This is a genomic window from Streptomyces sp. BV286, assembly GCF_019090165.1.
Taxonomy (GTDB): domain Bacteria; phylum Actinomycetota; class Actinomycetes; order Streptomycetales; family Streptomycetaceae; genus Streptomyces.
In genome coordinates this window covers 13,579-28,451 of the sequence record NZ_JAHRIB010000026.1, presented here as the reverse complement: position 1 = coordinate 28,451, position 14,873 = coordinate 13,579, and the positions used below count along the sequence as shown (strand labels likewise).

Annotated in this window: 10 protein-coding genes; 4 read left to right on the top strand and 6 right to left on the bottom strand. The window is 70.8% G+C overall.

The annotated features are described in order from the left end of the window. Nucleotides 1–10 precede the first annotated feature (10 nt). From nuoL to recQ, 4 genes are all read left to right on the top strand, one after another. Nucleotides 11–1,957 (top strand): NADH-quinone oxidoreductase subunit L, encoded by a 1,947-nt coding sequence (gene nuoL, locus KUF83_RS03590; RefSeq protein WP_217453052.1) that lies wholly within the window; start codon nucleotides 11–13, stop codon nucleotides 1,955–1,957. A 5-nt stretch (nucleotides 1,958–1,962) separates the two neighbouring features. After that, nucleotides 1,963–3,534 (top strand): NADH-quinone oxidoreductase subunit M, encoded by a 1,572-nt coding sequence (locus KUF83_RS03585; protein ID WP_217453051.1) that lies wholly within the window; start codon nucleotides 1,963–1,965, stop codon nucleotides 3,532–3,534. Further along, complete coding sequence (gene nuoN, locus KUF83_RS03580) at nucleotides 3,531–5,180, top strand: NADH-quinone oxidoreductase subunit NuoN (RefSeq protein ID WP_217453050.1); 1,650 nt, start codon at nucleotides 3,531–3,533, stop codon at nucleotides 5,178–5,180. The genes KUF83_RS03585 and nuoN overlap by 4 nt, the downstream gene beginning before the upstream one ends. A gap of 211 nt (nucleotides 5,181–5,391) precedes the next feature. Then, entirely contained in the window at nucleotides 5,392–7,413 is a 2,022-nt protein-coding gene (recQ, locus tag KUF83_RS03575) for a DNA helicase RecQ (RefSeq protein ID WP_217453069.1), read from the top strand. 188 nt (nucleotides 7,414–7,601) lie between these two features. Here the strand turns inward: recQ and KUF83_RS03570 are convergent, their stop codons facing one another. The 6 genes from KUF83_RS03570 to KUF83_RS03545 form a co-directional block, all read right to left on the bottom strand. After that, nucleotides 7,602–10,562: a fumarate reductase/succinate dehydrogenase flavoprotein subunit gene (locus KUF83_RS03570; RefSeq protein ID WP_217453049.1), complete on the bottom strand. Its 2,961-nt coding sequence runs from the start codon at nucleotides 10,560–10,562 to the stop codon at nucleotides 7,602–7,604. Between the two features lie 11 nt (nucleotides 10,563–10,573). After that, entirely contained in the window at nucleotides 10,574–11,371 is a 798-nt protein-coding gene (locus KUF83_RS03565; protein ID WP_217453048.1) for an ABC transporter ATP-binding protein, read from the bottom strand. Further along, nucleotides 11,355–12,230 (bottom strand): ABC transporter permease, encoded by an 876-nt coding sequence (locus KUF83_RS03560; protein ID WP_217453047.1) that lies wholly within the window; start codon nucleotides 12,228–12,230, stop codon nucleotides 11,355–11,357. The genes KUF83_RS03565 and KUF83_RS03560 overlap by 17 nt, the downstream gene beginning before the upstream one ends. Further along, a complete protein-coding gene (locus tag KUF83_RS03555) occupies nucleotides 12,227–13,570 on the bottom strand; it encodes an ABC transporter substrate-binding protein (RefSeq protein WP_217453068.1) in 1,344 nt (447 codons plus the stop codon). Before KUF83_RS03555 ends, KUF83_RS03560 begins: the two co-directional genes overlap by 4 nt. 90 nt (nucleotides 13,571–13,660) lie before the next feature. Further along, entirely contained in the window at nucleotides 13,661–13,888 is a 228-nt protein-coding gene (locus KUF83_RS03550) for a ferredoxin family protein (protein ID WP_217453046.1), read from the bottom strand. A 45-nt stretch (nucleotides 13,889–13,933) separates the two neighbouring features. After that, complete coding sequence (locus KUF83_RS03545) at nucleotides 13,934–14,713, bottom strand: GntR family transcriptional regulator (protein WP_217453045.1); 780 nt, start codon at nucleotides 14,711–14,713, stop codon at nucleotides 13,934–13,936. Nucleotides 14,714–14,873 lie beyond the last annotated feature (160 nt).

Below are 14,873 nucleotides of genomic sequence, written 5' to 3'. Positions count from 1 at the left end.
GGGCTGAATCGTGGAGAACCTGATTGCGCTGCTCGTCGCGGCGCCTCTGCTCGGAGCGGCGGTACTGCTGTGCGGCGGCAGGCGGCTCGACGCCGTCGGCCACTGGATCGGCACGGTCCTCGCGTCCGCCTCCTTCGTGATCGGCGCGATCCTCTTCGCCGACATGCTGGGCAAGGACGCCGAGCACCGGGCCATCGGCCAGCACCTGTTCAGCTGGATCCCCGTCGAGGGCTTCCAGGCCGACATCGCCTTCCAGCTCGACCAGTTGTCGATGACGTTCGTGCTGCTGATCACGGGCGTCGGCTCGCTGATCCACGTGTACTCGATCGGGTACATGGAGCACGACGAGCGGCGCCGCCGCTTCTTCGGCTACCTGAACCTGTTCCTCGCGGCGATGCTGGTGCTCGTCCTCGCCGACAACTACCTGCTGCTGTACGTCGGCTGGGAGGGCGTGGGTCTCGCCTCGTACCTGCTCATCGGCTTCTGGCAGCACAAGCCCAGCGCCGCCACCGCCGCGAAGAAGGCCTTCCTGGTCAACCGCGTCGGCGACATGGGCCTGTCGATCGCCATCATGCTCATGTTCACCACCTTCGGGACCTTCGCCTTCGGGCCGGTCCTGGAGGCCACCGGTGAGACGAGCGAGGGCAAGCTCACCGCCATCGCGCTGATGCTGCTGCTCGCCGCCTGCGGCAAGTCCGCCCAGGTGCCGCTGCAGTCCTGGCTCGGGGACGCGATGGAGGGCCCGACCCCGGTCTCGGCCCTCATCCACGCCGCGACGATGGTGACGGCGGGCGTGTACCTGATCGTCCGCTCCGCCGACATCTTCAACGCCTCCCCGGACGCCCAGCTCGTCACCACCGTCGTCGGCGCGGTCACGCTCCTCTTCGGTGCGATCGTCGGTTGTGCCAAGGACGACATCAAGAAGGCGCTCGCCGGTTCGACCATGTCGCAGATCGGCTACATGGTCCTCGCCGCGGGCCTCGGCCCCATCGGCTACGTCTTCGCGATCATGCACCTGGTGACGCACGGCTTCTTCAAGGCCGGGCTCTTCCTCGGCGCCGGTTCGGTCATGCACGGCATGAACGACGAGGTCGACATGAGGAAGTACGGCGGCCTCAGGAAGTACATGCCGGTCACCTTCGTGACGTTCGGCCTCGGCTACCTGGCCATCATCGGCTTCCCGGGTCTGTCCGGCTTCTTCTCCAAGGACAAGATCATCGAGGCGGCGTTCGCCAAGGGCGGCACCGAGGGCTGGATCCTCGGCGGCGTGGCCCTGCTGGGCGCGGCCATCACGGCGTTCTACATGACGCGCGTGATGCTGATGACGTTCTTCGGTGAGGAGCGCTGGCGGAACCGGCCGACCGCCTCCCCGGCGGAGGCGGACGTGGAACCGGCCGCCGAGCACCACGGAGCACACGCCGAGCCGCACCCGCACGAGTCCCCCCGGTCCATGACGATCCCCATGATCGTGCTGGCCTTCGGGTCGGTCTTCGCGGGCGCCTTCTTCGGCATCGGCGACCGCTTCGTGCACTGGCTGGAGCCCGTGACCGACCACGCGCACGGGCACCCGCCGATCGGCGCGACGACGGTCACGGCCGCCACGGTGGCCGTGATGGTCATCGGAGTCGGCCTCGCGTACCTCCAGTACGGGCGCCGTCCCGTCCCGGTCGTCGCCCCGCGCGGCTCCCTGCTCACCCGAGCCGCCCGGCGCGACCTCCTCCAGGACGACTTCAACCACGTCGTCCTCGTGCGCGGCGGCGAGCACCTCACGCGCTCCCTGGTGTACGTCGACCACACCCTGGTCGACGGGGTCGTCAACGGCACCGCGGCCTCGATGGGCGGTCTGTCCGGACGGCTCCGAAAGCTGCAGAACGGCTACGCGCGCTCGTACGCCGTCTCGATGTTCGGCGGTGCGGCGATCCTCATCGCCGCGACCCTGCTGATGAGGGCGGTCTGATACCGATGTCCTTTCCTCTGCTGACAGCGACGGCGGCGCTCCCGGCGATCGGGGCGATCGCCACGGCCGCCGTGCCGGCCGCGCGCCGCACCGCCGCCAAGTGGCTGGCGCTGCTTGTCTCCCTCGCCACGCTCGTCCTCGCCGTCGTCGTCCTGGTCCGCTTCGACCCCGACGGTGACCGCTACCAGCTCACCGAATCGCACGCCTGGATCAAGGACTTCGGGGTGCGGTACGAGCTGGGTGTCGACGGCATCGCGGTGGCGCTCATCGCGCTGACCGCCCTGCTGATCCCGTTCGTGATCCTCGCGGGCTGGCACGACGCCGACCCGCTGGAGACCCACAGCAGCCGCTGGCGGCCGACGCAGGGCTTCTTCGCCCTGATCCTCGGCGTCGAGGCGATGGTGATCATCTCCTTCGAGGCCACCGACGTCTTCCTCTTCTACATCTTCTTCGAAGCCATGCTCATCCCGATGTACTTCCTCATCGGCGGCTTCGGAGACCGGGCCCACGCGGGATCCGACGAGCACGCGGCGGCGCAGCGCTCGTACGCCGCCGTGAAGTTCCTCCTCTACAACCTGGCCGGCGGCCTGATCATGCTGGCCGCAGTGATCGGCCTCTACGTGGTGGCCGGGAACTTCTCGCTCCAGGAGATCGCCGAGGCCCGGGCCAACGGCTCGCTGGACATGGCGACCAACACCGAACGATGGCTCTTCCTGGGCTTCTTCTTCGCGTTCGCGGTGAAGGCGCCCCTGTGGCCGCTCCACACCTGGCTGCCCAACGCCATGGGGGAGGCCACCGCCCCGGTCGCCGTACTGATCACCGCGGTGGTCGACAAGGTCGGCACCTTCGCGATGCTCCGCTTCTGCCTCCAGCTCTTCCCGGAGGCCTCGAAGTGGGCGACGCCGGCCATCCTCGTACTCGCCCTGATCAGCATCATCTACGGGGCGCTGCTCGCGGTCGGCCAGCGCGACATCAAGCGGCTGGTGGCGTACGCGTCGATCTCGCACTTCGGCTTCATCATCATGGGCATCTTCGCGATGACCAGCCAGGGGCAGTCGGGCGCGACGCTCTACATGGTCAACCACGGGATCTCGACCGCCGCACTGATGCTGGTGGCCGGCTTCCTGATCTCGCGGCGGGGCTCGCGCCTGATCGCCGACTACGGAGGGGTGCAGAAGGTCGCACCGGTACTCGCCGGCACCTTCCTGATCGGCAGCCTCGCGACGCTGTCGCTGCCGGGACTCGCCCCGTTCGTGAGTGAGTTCCTGGTCCTGGTCGGTACGTTCGCCCGCTATCCGGTGATCGGGATCATCGCCACCTTCGGCATCGTCCTCGCCGCGCTCTACACCCTCGTCCTCTACCAGCGGACGATGACGGGCCCGGTGAAGCCCGAGGTGTCGGCCATGCCCGACCTCAGGGTGCGCGAGCTCGCGGTGGTCGCCCCGCTGATCGCCCTGCTGATCTTCCTCGGCGTCTACCCGAAGCCCCTCACCGACATCGTCAACCCGGCGGTCAAACAGACCATGTCCGACGTGCACAAGAAAGACCCGAAGCCCGACGTGGAGGCCGCCAAGTGAGCGCAACAGCCGTCCACAGCCTGTGGACAATGGCGGCGGATCCGATCGACAAGATCGACGCGCCGAACATCGAGTACGGGCAGCTGTCGCCCACCCTGATCGTCATCGGAGCGGCGATCATCGGGATTTTGGTCGAGGCCTTCGTGCCCCGCAAGTCCCGCTACTACGTCCAGCTCTTCGTGTCCGTCGTCGCCCTCGCCGCCGCCTTCGCCGCGGTCGTGGGACTCGCGGCGAGCGGATACGGCACCACGAAGGCCGGCGTCGCCGCGATGGGCGCCATCGCGGTGGACGGACCCTCGCTGTTCCTTCAGGGCACGATCCTGCTGGCCGGTGTGCTCGGCGTGTTCACGTTCGCCGAGCGGCGCCTCGACCCGGTGGCGCACGGCAACCGCGTCGACTCGTTCGCCGCGCAGGCCGCGTCCGTGCCGGGCAGCGACAGTGAGAAGTCCGCGGTCAAGGCCGGGTTCACCACCACCGAGGTGTTCCCGCTGCTGCTCTTCGCGATCGGCGGCATGCTCGTCTTCCCGTCGGCGAACGACCTGCTGACGCTGTTCATCGCACTGGAAGTCTTCTCGCTGCCGCTCTACCTGCTGTGCGCCGTGGCCCGCCGCAAGCGGATCATGTCGCAGGAGGCCGCGGTCAAGTACTTCCTGCTCGGCGCCTTCGCGTCCGCGTTCACCCTCTTCGGCATCGCCCTGCTCTACGGCTACGCCGGTTCGGTGTCGTACGCCACGATCGCGCAGGTCGTCGACGGCACGGTCGAGACGGTCAACCCCGCGCTCGCCGACACCATGGGCAACGACGCGCTGCTGCTCATCGGCGCCGCGATGGTCGTCATGGGCCTGCTGTTCAAGGTCGGCGCCGTGCCGTTCCACATGTGGACCCCGGACGTCTACCAGGGCGCGCCGACCCCGGTGACCGGCTTCATGGCCGCGGCGACCAAGGTGGCCGCGTTCGGCGCGCTGCTGCGGCTGCTGTACGTCGTACTGCCGGGCCTGCGCTGGGACTGGCGGCCGGTGATGATGGGCGTCGCGGTCGTCACCATGCTGGGCGGCGCGATCGTCGCGATCACCCAGACCGACATCAAGCGCCTCCTCGCGTACTCGTCGATCGCGCACGCGGGATTCATCCTCGCGGGTGTCATCGCGACCACGCCGGACGGTGTCTCGTCGGTGCTCTTCTACCTGGGCGCGTACTCCTTCGTGACGATCGGCGCGTTCGCGGTGGTCACCCTCGTACGGGACGCGGGCGGCGAGGCCACGCACCTGTCCAAGTGGGCCGGCCTCGGGCGCAGGTCGCCGCTGGTGGCGGCCGTGTTCGCGGTCTTCCTGCTGGCCTTCGCGGGCATCCCGCTGACCTCAGGGTTCTCGGGCAAGTTCGCCGTGTTCAAGGCGGCGGCCGAGGGCGGCGCGGGCTCACTGGTCGTGGTCGGTGTGATCTCGTCGGCCATCGCGGCGTTCTTCTACATCCGCGTGATCGTGCTGATGTTCTTCAGCGAGCCGCGCCCGGAGGGACCGACGGTCGCCGTGCCGTCGCCCCTGACGATGACGGCCATCGCGGTGGGTGTGGCGGTCACCCTGGTGCTCGGTGTCGCACCGCAGTACTTCCTCGATCTGGCAGGGCAGGCGGGCGTCTTCGTCCGCTGACGGCGGGGCCGGCGGACGTCACCGTCCGCCGGCGGCGTGGTTCTCGGGCCCCGGTTCCGTTGGGAACCGGGGCCCGAGGCGTTTTCGAGACGGCATCGGCGGATGCGTTCCGCAGATGTTCCGTCGCAGCCTGTGGATAACCCTGGGGCTGTCGGTGCGGACCCCTATCGTGGACGCAGTGGTCGAGGCACGACGTACGGGGGACGGGACGATGGGCGGGACGGGTGTGATGACAGAGGTGGCGGAGAGCGAAGCGCTCGGCACGCTCCACCGGGTCTTCGGTTACGAGGCCTTCCGAGGTGAGCAGGAAGCCGTCATCGAGCATGTGGTGAGCGGCGGGGACGCGGTCGTCCTGATGCCGACGGGCGGCGGCAAGTCGCTGTGCTACCAGATCCCGGCCCTGGTCAGACCGGGTACGGGCGTGGTGGTCTCACCCCTCATCGCGCTGATGCAGGACCAGGTGGACGCGCTGCGGGCGCTCGGCGTGCGCGCCGGGTTCATGAACTCCACGCAGGACTTCGACGAGCGGCGCACCGTCGAGGCCGAGTTCCTCGCGGGCGAGCTCGACCTGATCTACCTCGCTCCCGAGCGGCTGCGCCTGGAGTCCACGCTCGACCTCCTCAAGCGCGGAAAGATCTCCGTCTTCGCGATCGACGAGGCGCACTGCGTGTCGCAGTGGGGCCACGACTTCCGCCCCGACTACCTCTCGCTCTCCCTGCTGGGCGAGCGCTGGCCGGACGTACCGCGGATCGCGCTGACCGCCACGGCAACGGACGCCACGCACAAGGAGATCACCCAGCGCCTGGGCATGCCGGAGGCCCGGCACTTCGTGGCCAGCTTCGACCGGCCCAACATCCAGTACCGGATCGTGCCGAAGGCCGACCCCAAGAAGCAGCTGCTGTCCTTCCTCAAGGAGGAGCACCCGGGCGACGCGGGCATCGTGTACTGCCTCTCGCGCAACTCCGTCGAGAAGACGGCCGAGTTCCTCGCCCGCAACGGCATCGCGGCGGTCCCGTACCACGCGGGCCTCGACGCGGGCACGCGCGCCGCCCACCAGTCGCGGTTCCTGCGCGAGGACGGCCTCGTGGTGTGCGCGACCATCGCCTTCGGCATGGGCATCGACAAGCCGGACGTCCGGTTCGTCGCCCACCTCGACCTGCCGAAGTCCGTCGAGGGCTACTACCAGGAGACGGGCCGCGCCGGCCGCGACGGCCTGCCGTCCACGGCCTGGATGGCCTACGGCCTGAACGACGTCATACAGCAGCGCAAGATGATTCAGTCGAGCGAGGGCGACGAGGCGTTCCGGCGCCGGGCGGCCGCGCACCTCGAAGCGATGCTCGCCCTCTGCGAGACCGCCCAGTGCCGGCGCGGCCAGCTGCTCGCCTACTTCGGCCAGGATCCCGTGACCGAGGCCTGTGGGAACTGCGACACGTGCCTGGTCCCGCCCGAGACCTGGGACGGCACGGTCGCGGCCCAGAAGGTGCTGTCCACCGTGGTGCGGCTGCAGCGCGAGCGGGGACAGAAGTTCGGGGCGATCCAGATCGTCGACATCCTCCTCGGACGCAAGACGGCCAAGGTCATCCAGTTCGACCACGACCAGCTCTCCGTGTTCGGCATCGGCGAGGAACTGGCCGAGGGTGAATGGCGCGGCGTCGTACGGCAGATGCTGGCCCAGGGCCTCCTCGCGGTCGAGGGCGCGTACGGGACGCTGGTACTGACCGAGGCGAGCGGCACGGTGCTGCGGCGCGAGAGGGACGTGCCGCTGCGCAAGGAGCAGCCGAAGCCGGCTTCCTCCCGCGGCTCGTCGGGCTCGTCCGGCTCGTCCGGCTCCCGGGCCGAGCGCAAGGCCAAGGCGGCGGCAGCGGCGGCCGAGATGCCCTCCGAGCTGCTCCCCGCCTTCGAGGCCCTGCGCGCATGGCGTGCCGGTCAGGCCAAGGAACAGGGCGTCCCGGCGTACGTCATCTTCCACGACGCCACGCTGCGGGAGATCGCCATACTGTGGCCTGCCTCCGTCGCGGAGCTCGGCGGCATCAGCGGGATCGGCGAGAAGAAGCTCGCGACGTACGGAGAGGGCGTGGTCGGGGTGCTCGCGTCCCTGGAGCGGCCTTCCGGGGCCGCGGCGGGTGCGGGGAGCGGCGACGGACCGGCGCCGGAGGCTGCTCCGAGGGACGACGACCCGGGGCTGCACTGGCCCGAGATGGACGCGGAGCCCGAGCCGGAGGACTGGATGTAGGCAGCCCCGTCGGCGGAGGCGGCCCCTTCGGAATCCGCCCGGGCGGAGGCGCATCTCGGAAGCTCTTCGGGTGGTTGCCTCGGTCGGTGGTCGGTGGTCGGTGGTCGGTGGTCGGTGGTCGGTGGTCAGTGCTTGGTGCTTCGTGCTCGGTGCTCTGTGTGAGGCCCGTGCGGTACACGGGCCTCGTGTCACGGAGCTTCCACGCGGCGCAGGGCTCGTGAGGCGTACGCCCTGACGTCGGCGTCCGAGTCCGTCGTGGCCGTGGCGAGGGCTGCCCGGGCGGCATCGGCGCCCAAGGCGGCCGAGGCGGCTGAAGAGCTGGTGTCCACGGACTCGGGGTCCACGGGCTCTGTGTCCACGGGCTTGGTGTCCACGGGTGCGGTGTGCCGGACGAGTGCCAGGACCGCGGCCTTCCGGACGTCCGCGTTCGGATCGCCCAGGGCCTTGGCGAGGGTCGGCACGGCGGTCTCGGCGTCCGCCGCGGACAGCGCGGTGGCGGCGCCGGCCCGGACCTGCCAGGCGGGGTCGGTCTGGGCGTGGACGGCACGAGTGGCCAGCGGCGTGGGGCAACCCGTGCCGGCCAGCGCGGCGAAGGCGGCACCGCGGACCAGGGCATCCGGGTCCTCGGTGAGACGGTCGAGCGCCGCGAGGACGACATCGGATCCGGTGCCGGTGGCAGCTCCGACCCCCGGGGCGGGCCTGGGACCGGCGGCGGCTGCGGTCGTTTCGCGGTCCGGGCCCACCGTGGCCAGGGCCTTGGCCACGGTCACCCGGACCTCGCGGGAGTGGTCGGCCGCCGCGAGGGCCAGGGCGTGGGCCGCGTCGACGGAGACCAGCGCCCGGACCGCTTCGATGCGGACCGAGGTGTCGGGGTCGTCCAGCGCGGGGGCGAAGAGATCGGCGTCGCCCAGCCGCAGGGCTCGCAGGACGTCGAGAGCGGCGGCCCGGACGACGGGGTCGGGTTGGGCGAGGGCCTGCGTGAGGGGGGCGCGCAGGGCCGGTTCGGGCGTGAGCGTCTCGACGAGTTCACGCAGGGAGGCCGCGGCGGCGGCGCGCACGGCACGGTCGGTGTCGGCGAGAGCGGTGGCCAGCGCCGGTCCCGTGCCGGCGGGGGCGGTCTCGGTGAGGACGGTGACGGCCGCCCTCCTGAGGGCGGGATCCGGGTCGGTCAAGTAGGGCCGGACCAAGTCGAGTTCGGGCTCCTCCTCGGCGAGGGCGAGAAGTGCCAGGAGCCTCGGCGAGGCGTCGGCGGCCGCGCCGGATTCGGTGCCGGAAGCCCCGGTGTCGGTGCCGGTATCGGTATCGGTTTCGGGCGTCTCGGGGGTGGTCGGTCGGGTCGCGACCGGTGCCGCGTCCCGTGCGCCCGCCGTGGCGACGCCCTCCGGGTGGACCTCACCGATGTACCGGGAGGACCCGCCGACCGGGGCGAAACCGTCGACGGGGACGGCGTAGGGAGCGACGGGACGAGCGGTGAACTCCATCGAACCGGAGGGGGACTTGTGCAGGTCGAGGTGGTGGAACCAGGAGGAGTCGTCGCGCGCGGGATGGTCCGTGCGGTCGTGGTAGAGGCCCCAGCGGGATTCCGTGCGGGCCAGCGAGGCGCGGGCCGCCATCTCCGCGCAGTCGCGGATGAAGGTGACCTCCGCGCACCGCATCAGCTCGTGCGGGGTGCGCCCGCCCATCTCGGAGATGTCCGTACGCATCCGCTCGAAGGACTCCAGGGCGAGCGACAGCCGGGCACCGGACTTGGGCGGGGCCACGTAGTCGTTCACGAAGCGGCGGAGCTTGTACTCGACCTGGGGCTGCGGCGGTCCCTCCGGGTTGCGCAACGGGCGGTAGATCAGCTCGTGCGCCTCGCGCAGCTGATCCTGGGGCAACTCGCCTTCGTGGGCGCGGTACTGGGCGGCGTCCGCCCCCGCGAGGTCCCCGAAGACGAACGCGCCGATCATGTAGTTGTGCGGGACGCACGCCAGGTCCCCGGCGGCGTACAGCCCCGGCACGGTCGTACGCGCGTGGTCGTCGACGCGTACGCCGGAAGCCGAGTGCCCGCCGCACAGGCCGATCTCGGAGATGTGCATCTCGACGTCGTGGGTGCGGTAGTCGTGGCCGCGTCCGGCGTGGAAGGTGCCGCGCGTGGGCCGCTCGGTGGAGTGCAGGATCGACTCCAGCGAGGAGATCGACTCCTCGGGGAGATGGCTGAGTTTCAGGTAGACCGGGCCCCGGTCCGAGGCGACCTCCGCGGCGAACTCCGCCATCATCTGGCCCGACCAGTAGTCGGAGTCGACGAAGCGTTCGCCGTGCCGGTTGACCTGGTAACCGCCGAAGGGGTTGGCGACGTACGCGCAGGCGGGGCCGTTGTAGTCCTTGATCAGCGGGTTGATCTGGAAGCACTCGATGCCGGTGAGCTCGGCGCCGGCGTGGTAGGCCATGGCGTAACCGTCACCGGCGTTGGTGGGGTTCTCGTACGTGCCGTAGAGGTAGCCCGAGGCGGGCAGGCCGAGACGGCCGCAGGCGCCGGTTGCCAGGATCACCGCGCCCGCGCGGACGGTGACGAACTGCCCGGTGCGGGTGTTGAAGCCCGCGGCGCCCACCGCGCGGCCCCCGTCCGTCAGGACACGCACCGGCATCACGCGGTTCTCGATCCGGATGCGTTCGCGCATCTCGCGCCGCCGCAGCTGCCGGTAGAGGACCTTCTTCACGTCCTTGCCCTCGGGCATCGGCAGCACGTACGAGCCGGACCGGTGGACCTGGCGGACCGCGTACTCGCCGTACTCGTCCTTCTCGAACTTCACCCCGTACGACTCCAGCCGCTGGACCATCGCGAAGCCGCGGGTCGCGGTCTGGCGCACGGTGGACTGGTCGACGATGCCGTCGTTGGCGCGGGTGATCTCGGCGACGTAGTCGTCGGGTTCGGCGCGGCCGGGAATGACCGCGTTGTTGACGCCGTCCATGCCCATGGCGAGCGCGCCGGAGTGCCGCACGTGTGCCTTCTCCAGCAGCAGCACGTCGGCCCCGTGCTCGGCGGCGGTCAGCGCCGCCATCGTGCCGGCCGTGCCGCCGCCGATGACGAGGACGTCGCAGGAGAGCTCCTCGGCGTCACCGAGGGCGGGAATCTCCAGGAGGGTGTCACGGGTGTCCGGGGTGTCCACCAGGGTGCCTTTCAGGTGCTGAGAGAAGCGAGGACTTCGCGCCGCAGGGCCACCCGCGCCGGGTCGTCGTGCGCGGTACGGTCGCGCGGACGGGGCACCTCGCGCACGGCGGTCAGCCGGCCGGAGCCGAGAAGCGCCACGCGGTCCCCGAGGAACAGGGCCTCGTCCACGTCATGGGTGACGAAGACGACGGTCGCGCCCGTGCCGTGCAGCACCTCCACCAGCAGGTCCTGCATGCCGGCCCGGGTCTGGGCGTCGAGGGCGCCGAACGGCTCGTCCATCAGGACCGCACGCGGGCCCGGGGCGAGCGCTCGGGCCAGTTGCGCGCGCTGGCGCTGGCCCCCGGAGACGTGGTGCGGCAACTGTCCCGACCGGTCGGCGAGTTGGACGCGGCCGAGCCAGGACTCGGCCTGGCGCCTGCGTTCACCGCGTGACAACCCCTGGATGGCCAGGGGCAGTTCGACGTTCGCTCGCAGGGTGCGCCAGGGGAGCAGGGCGTCCTCCTGGAAGACCAGGGCACGGTCCGCCGCAGGTTCGTCGATGCGCACGCCGTCCTGCTCCGCCGTTCCGGCCAGGGGCGGCAGCAGTCCGGCCAGGGTGCGCAGCAGGGTCGACTTGCCGCAGCCCGAGGGGCCCACGACGGTGAGGATCTCGCCGGGGGCGACGTCCAGGTCGACGCGGTCCAGGGCGGTGGCGTCCGGGCGGCCGAGCGTGGCCGAGCGGAGGGTGAGCCGGGTGCCGCGCACCGGTGCGGGCGCCCGGACCGGTGCCGTACCGGTGGAGGTCCGGGTCTCAGACGAGGTGCTCATCGCGCGCCTCCTCGGTGCGGCCGGTGGTGCGGCCGGTGGTGGGGGAGGGGCCGGCGGGCGGGGCGCCCTTCGGTGTCCGGGTGCGCGCTCCGGGCACGTAGGAGGTGCGAGGCAGCCAGTGGGTCAGGCGGCGGCCCAGCAGTTCCACGGCCGTGGAGGTGAGCCAGCCCAGCACTCCGATGGTCACCATGCCGACGAAGACGCCGGGGTAGTCGACCACGGTGTAGTCCTGCCAGGTGCGGTAGCCGACGCCGTACTGGCCGGAGATCATCTCGGCGGAGATGACACAGATCCACGAGACACCGATGCCGACCGAGAGGCCGCCGAAGATGCCGGGCAGGGCACCCGGCAGGACGACCGAGCCGAGAATCCTCCACCGGCCGCCGCCCATCGTGCGTACCGCCTCCTCCCAGGCGGGGGCCAGGGCCCGGACCGCGTGCCGGGCGGAGACCAGGACCGGGAAGTAGGCCGCCGTGAAGGTGATGAAGACGATGCCCTGTTCGTTGGAGGGGAAGAGGAGGATCGCGACGGGGACGAGGGCGATGGCCGGGATCGGGCGGATGACCTCCAGCAGCGGGCCGAGCAGGTCCTCGGCGAGGCGCGAGCGTGCCACGAGCACGCCCGTCGCGACTCCCAGGACGGCCGCGAGCAGGAAGCCGGTGAGGATCCGGGTGAGGCTGTCGGTGAGGTCGGTCCAGTAGTCGGGGCCGGCCAGGCGGTCGGCGAACGTACGGGCCACGTCGGCGACCGTGGGGAACTGCGAGAAGCGCAGCCACAGGTCGATGTTCAGGCTGGTCAGCAGCTGCCACAGCCCCAGGGCGGCCGCCAGTGAGGCCGCCCGCAGCGCGTACCGGGTCACGACGCCCGCTCCAGTGCGGTGTCGTAGGTGACGATGCGGGCGCCCGCGTGGCCGGCGGCGTACGCCTTCGCGGTCGCCGGGGTGACGAAGGGCAGCAGCTCTTCGCCGTCGGCCACCCACACCGCCCTGTCGGCGAACCACGGGGTGCCGGTGGTGGCGTCGGGGACGTAGGCGGCGCGGATGCCGTCCTTGTGCTTCGCGACGTAGGCCAGCAGTTCGGCGGGCGTTTTGAAGGCACGCGTCTCGGAGGCGCCCTTGGCCCACACCTCGCTCGCCGCCGGTGCGGGCGCCGAGGCCAGGCGCTCGGCGTAGTCCGGGCCGAGAGCCTTCCTGACGTACCGGTCGTCGACGAAGGAGGCCACGTCCACGTCCCCCGTCAGCTTCGCCGACTTCAGGATCGAGACGTCCTTCTTCAGGGCGGAGACGAGCTTCGGCTTGATGGCCGGGTCGAAGGTGGCGATGCCGTGCGCGCCGTTGTAGAGGTACACGACCTCGGCGGGCAGCGCGGTCGCCTTCGCGACCTTCTCCGCAGCGGTCACCGGATGGTCGTGCAGGTAGTCCGTCGCTTGCGACTGCGCCTTGAGGAAGGCTTCGAGGACGGCGGGGCGCTTCTGCGCGAAGTCCTCGCGGGCGGTGACTCCGTGGAAGGTCGGCAGGTTCAGTTCGGCGCCGTCGTAGAGGGCCTTCGCCTTGCCCTGGAAGGCGAGCAGGCCCGGCCACGCGACGAACTGCGACAGCGCGTCCGTGCTGCCCGCCGAGAGCGCCGAGGCCCCCACCGCGGGCTGCTGGTTGAGCTTCTCGATGCCCTTGTCCGGGTCGATCCCGGCGCGCTGCAGGGCCCGTACGAGGGTGCCGTCGGCCGCCGAGCCGATGCTCGTGGACACCTTCCTGCCGCGCAGGTCCTTCAGGGAGGCGAGCTTCGAGTCCGGTGCGGTGACGATGGTGTTGAGGCCGCCGCGCAGGTTGTATCCGGTGACGGAGACGAGGCGGGTGGGACGGCCCAGCTGCTTGCCGCGGGCCGCGTTGATGAGGAGGGGGAAGTCGCCCATCGAACCGATGTCGATCTTCCCGGCGGTCATCTGGGCGGTGATCGGGGCGCCGGTCGCGTAGTCCTGCCAGTCCACCTTGTAGGTGACGCCGTCGCCCAGCGCGTTCAGCTGTTTCTCGAAGTAGCCGAGGGAGCGCAGGAGCGTGCCCGCCGTGACCGTGTTGATCGTCTTGGACTGGTAGCCGACGGTGACGGTGACCGTGGAGGCGTCGCCGGCCTCGGCGTCACCGCCGCAGCCGGCCAGCGGGAACAGAAGGGCGACCGCGGTGACCGCGACCGCGGAACGCTTCAGGGCCGGACGCTTCGGGACCGGCCGTTTCGAAGCCGGACGTTTCCTGATCGGGCGCTGCAAGGCCAGGGGTGTCATGGGGATTCGGGCCTCTCACCGGAGCAGATAGGGCATGTTGACCGTGACGGCTCCGGTGGGGCAGCGGGCCGCGCACGGGCCGCAGTACCAGCACTCGTCGACGTGCATGTAGGCCTTGCCGTTGCTGTTGTCGATGGCGAGGGAGTCCAGGGGGCACATGTCCACACAGAGCGTGCAGCCGTCGATGCACTTCGACTCGTCGATGGTCACGGGCACGTCGGCCCGCTGGGGCGCCAAGGGCATGGCTGTCTCCAGGGAGGTCCTGCTGATACGGGAAAGGGGGCGCGGTCAGAGCGAGCGGCGCAGCAGACCGCTCATGGTGATGCGGTCACCGCGGAAGCGGATGAACTCGAGGTCGACGGGGCGGCCGTCGGCGAGGTGCGTGAGGCGTTCCAGCATGAGGACGGCCGAGCCGCGCGGGGCCTGGAGCACGGTCGCGGAGTGCGCGTCCGCGTTGACGGCCTCCAGGGTGATCTCGGCGTGCCCGAGCGGCTGTCCGGTGATGGCTTCCAGGAGGCGGAAGACATCGGTGTTCTCCAGGTCGGCGCCGAGCAGAGCGGTGCCGAGGTCGAGGGGGATGTAGGTGAGGTCGAGGGAGAGCGGCAGGCCGTTCAGCCGCCGCAGCCGCTCGATGTAGAGGACGTCGGCACCGACGGGTACGCGGAGCCGTTCCGCGACGGGGGCCGGCGCGGCGACCGGGCCGGCCGAGCGGACCTCGTTGCTGACCCGGCCGTGTTCGCGCAGGGTCTCCGCGAGTCCCATCAGCCGGTCGAGCCCGTGCGGGTACTTCTCGGCGACGACGACCGTGCCGACCCCCGGCAGCCGTTCCACCAGGCCCTCGGCCCGCAGCAGGTCGAGTGCCTGGCGCACGGTGCCCCGCGAGGCGCGGTAGTCGGTCCCGATGGCCGCCTCGTGCGGCAGTGTGCCGTCCGGGAAGCCGCCTGCCAGTACCTGGTGGCGCAGCAGGTCGGCGAGTTGCCTGGCCCGGTCCGCGCGCAGCCGACGCCGGTGGGCCGCGACGGTGGTCGCGCCCTGGCCGGCGTGTTCTCGGATGCGTTCGGTGGGCATGCGACGGACCATACCCAGGGGGTACGCGATGTGGTGTTGCAAGAGTGTTGCGCCACCATCGGCTCCGCCGGACGGATGGCTGACCTGCGGTTTCCTACGGGCGGCGACAAGATCTGCCACTGTCGGCCCGACTGGGGAGCGGCCGCTCACAGTGCCGTGC

What these genes read in the sequence shown, in the direction of transcription:
- KUF83_RS03585 (WP_217453051.1), top strand. Translation starts at nt 1,963, where the DNA reads ATGTCCTTTCCTCTGCTGACAGCGACGGCGGCGCTCCCGGCGATCGGG.
- recQ (WP_217453069.1), top strand. Translation starts at nt 5,392, where the DNA reads ATGGGCGGGACGGGTGTGATGACAGAGGTGGCGGAGAGCGAAGCGCTC.
- KUF83_RS03565 (WP_217453048.1), bottom strand. Translation starts at nt 11,371, where the DNA reads ATGAGCACCTCGTCTGAGACCCGGACCTCCACCGGTACGGCACCGGTC.
- KUF83_RS03550 (WP_217453046.1), bottom strand. Translation starts at nt 13,888, where the DNA reads ATGCCCTTGGCGCCCCAGCGGGCCGACGTGCCCGTGACCATCGACGAG.
- KUF83_RS03545 (WP_217453045.1), bottom strand. Translation starts at nt 14,713, where the DNA reads ATGCCCACCGAACGCATCCGAGAACACGCCGGCCAGGGCGCGACCACC.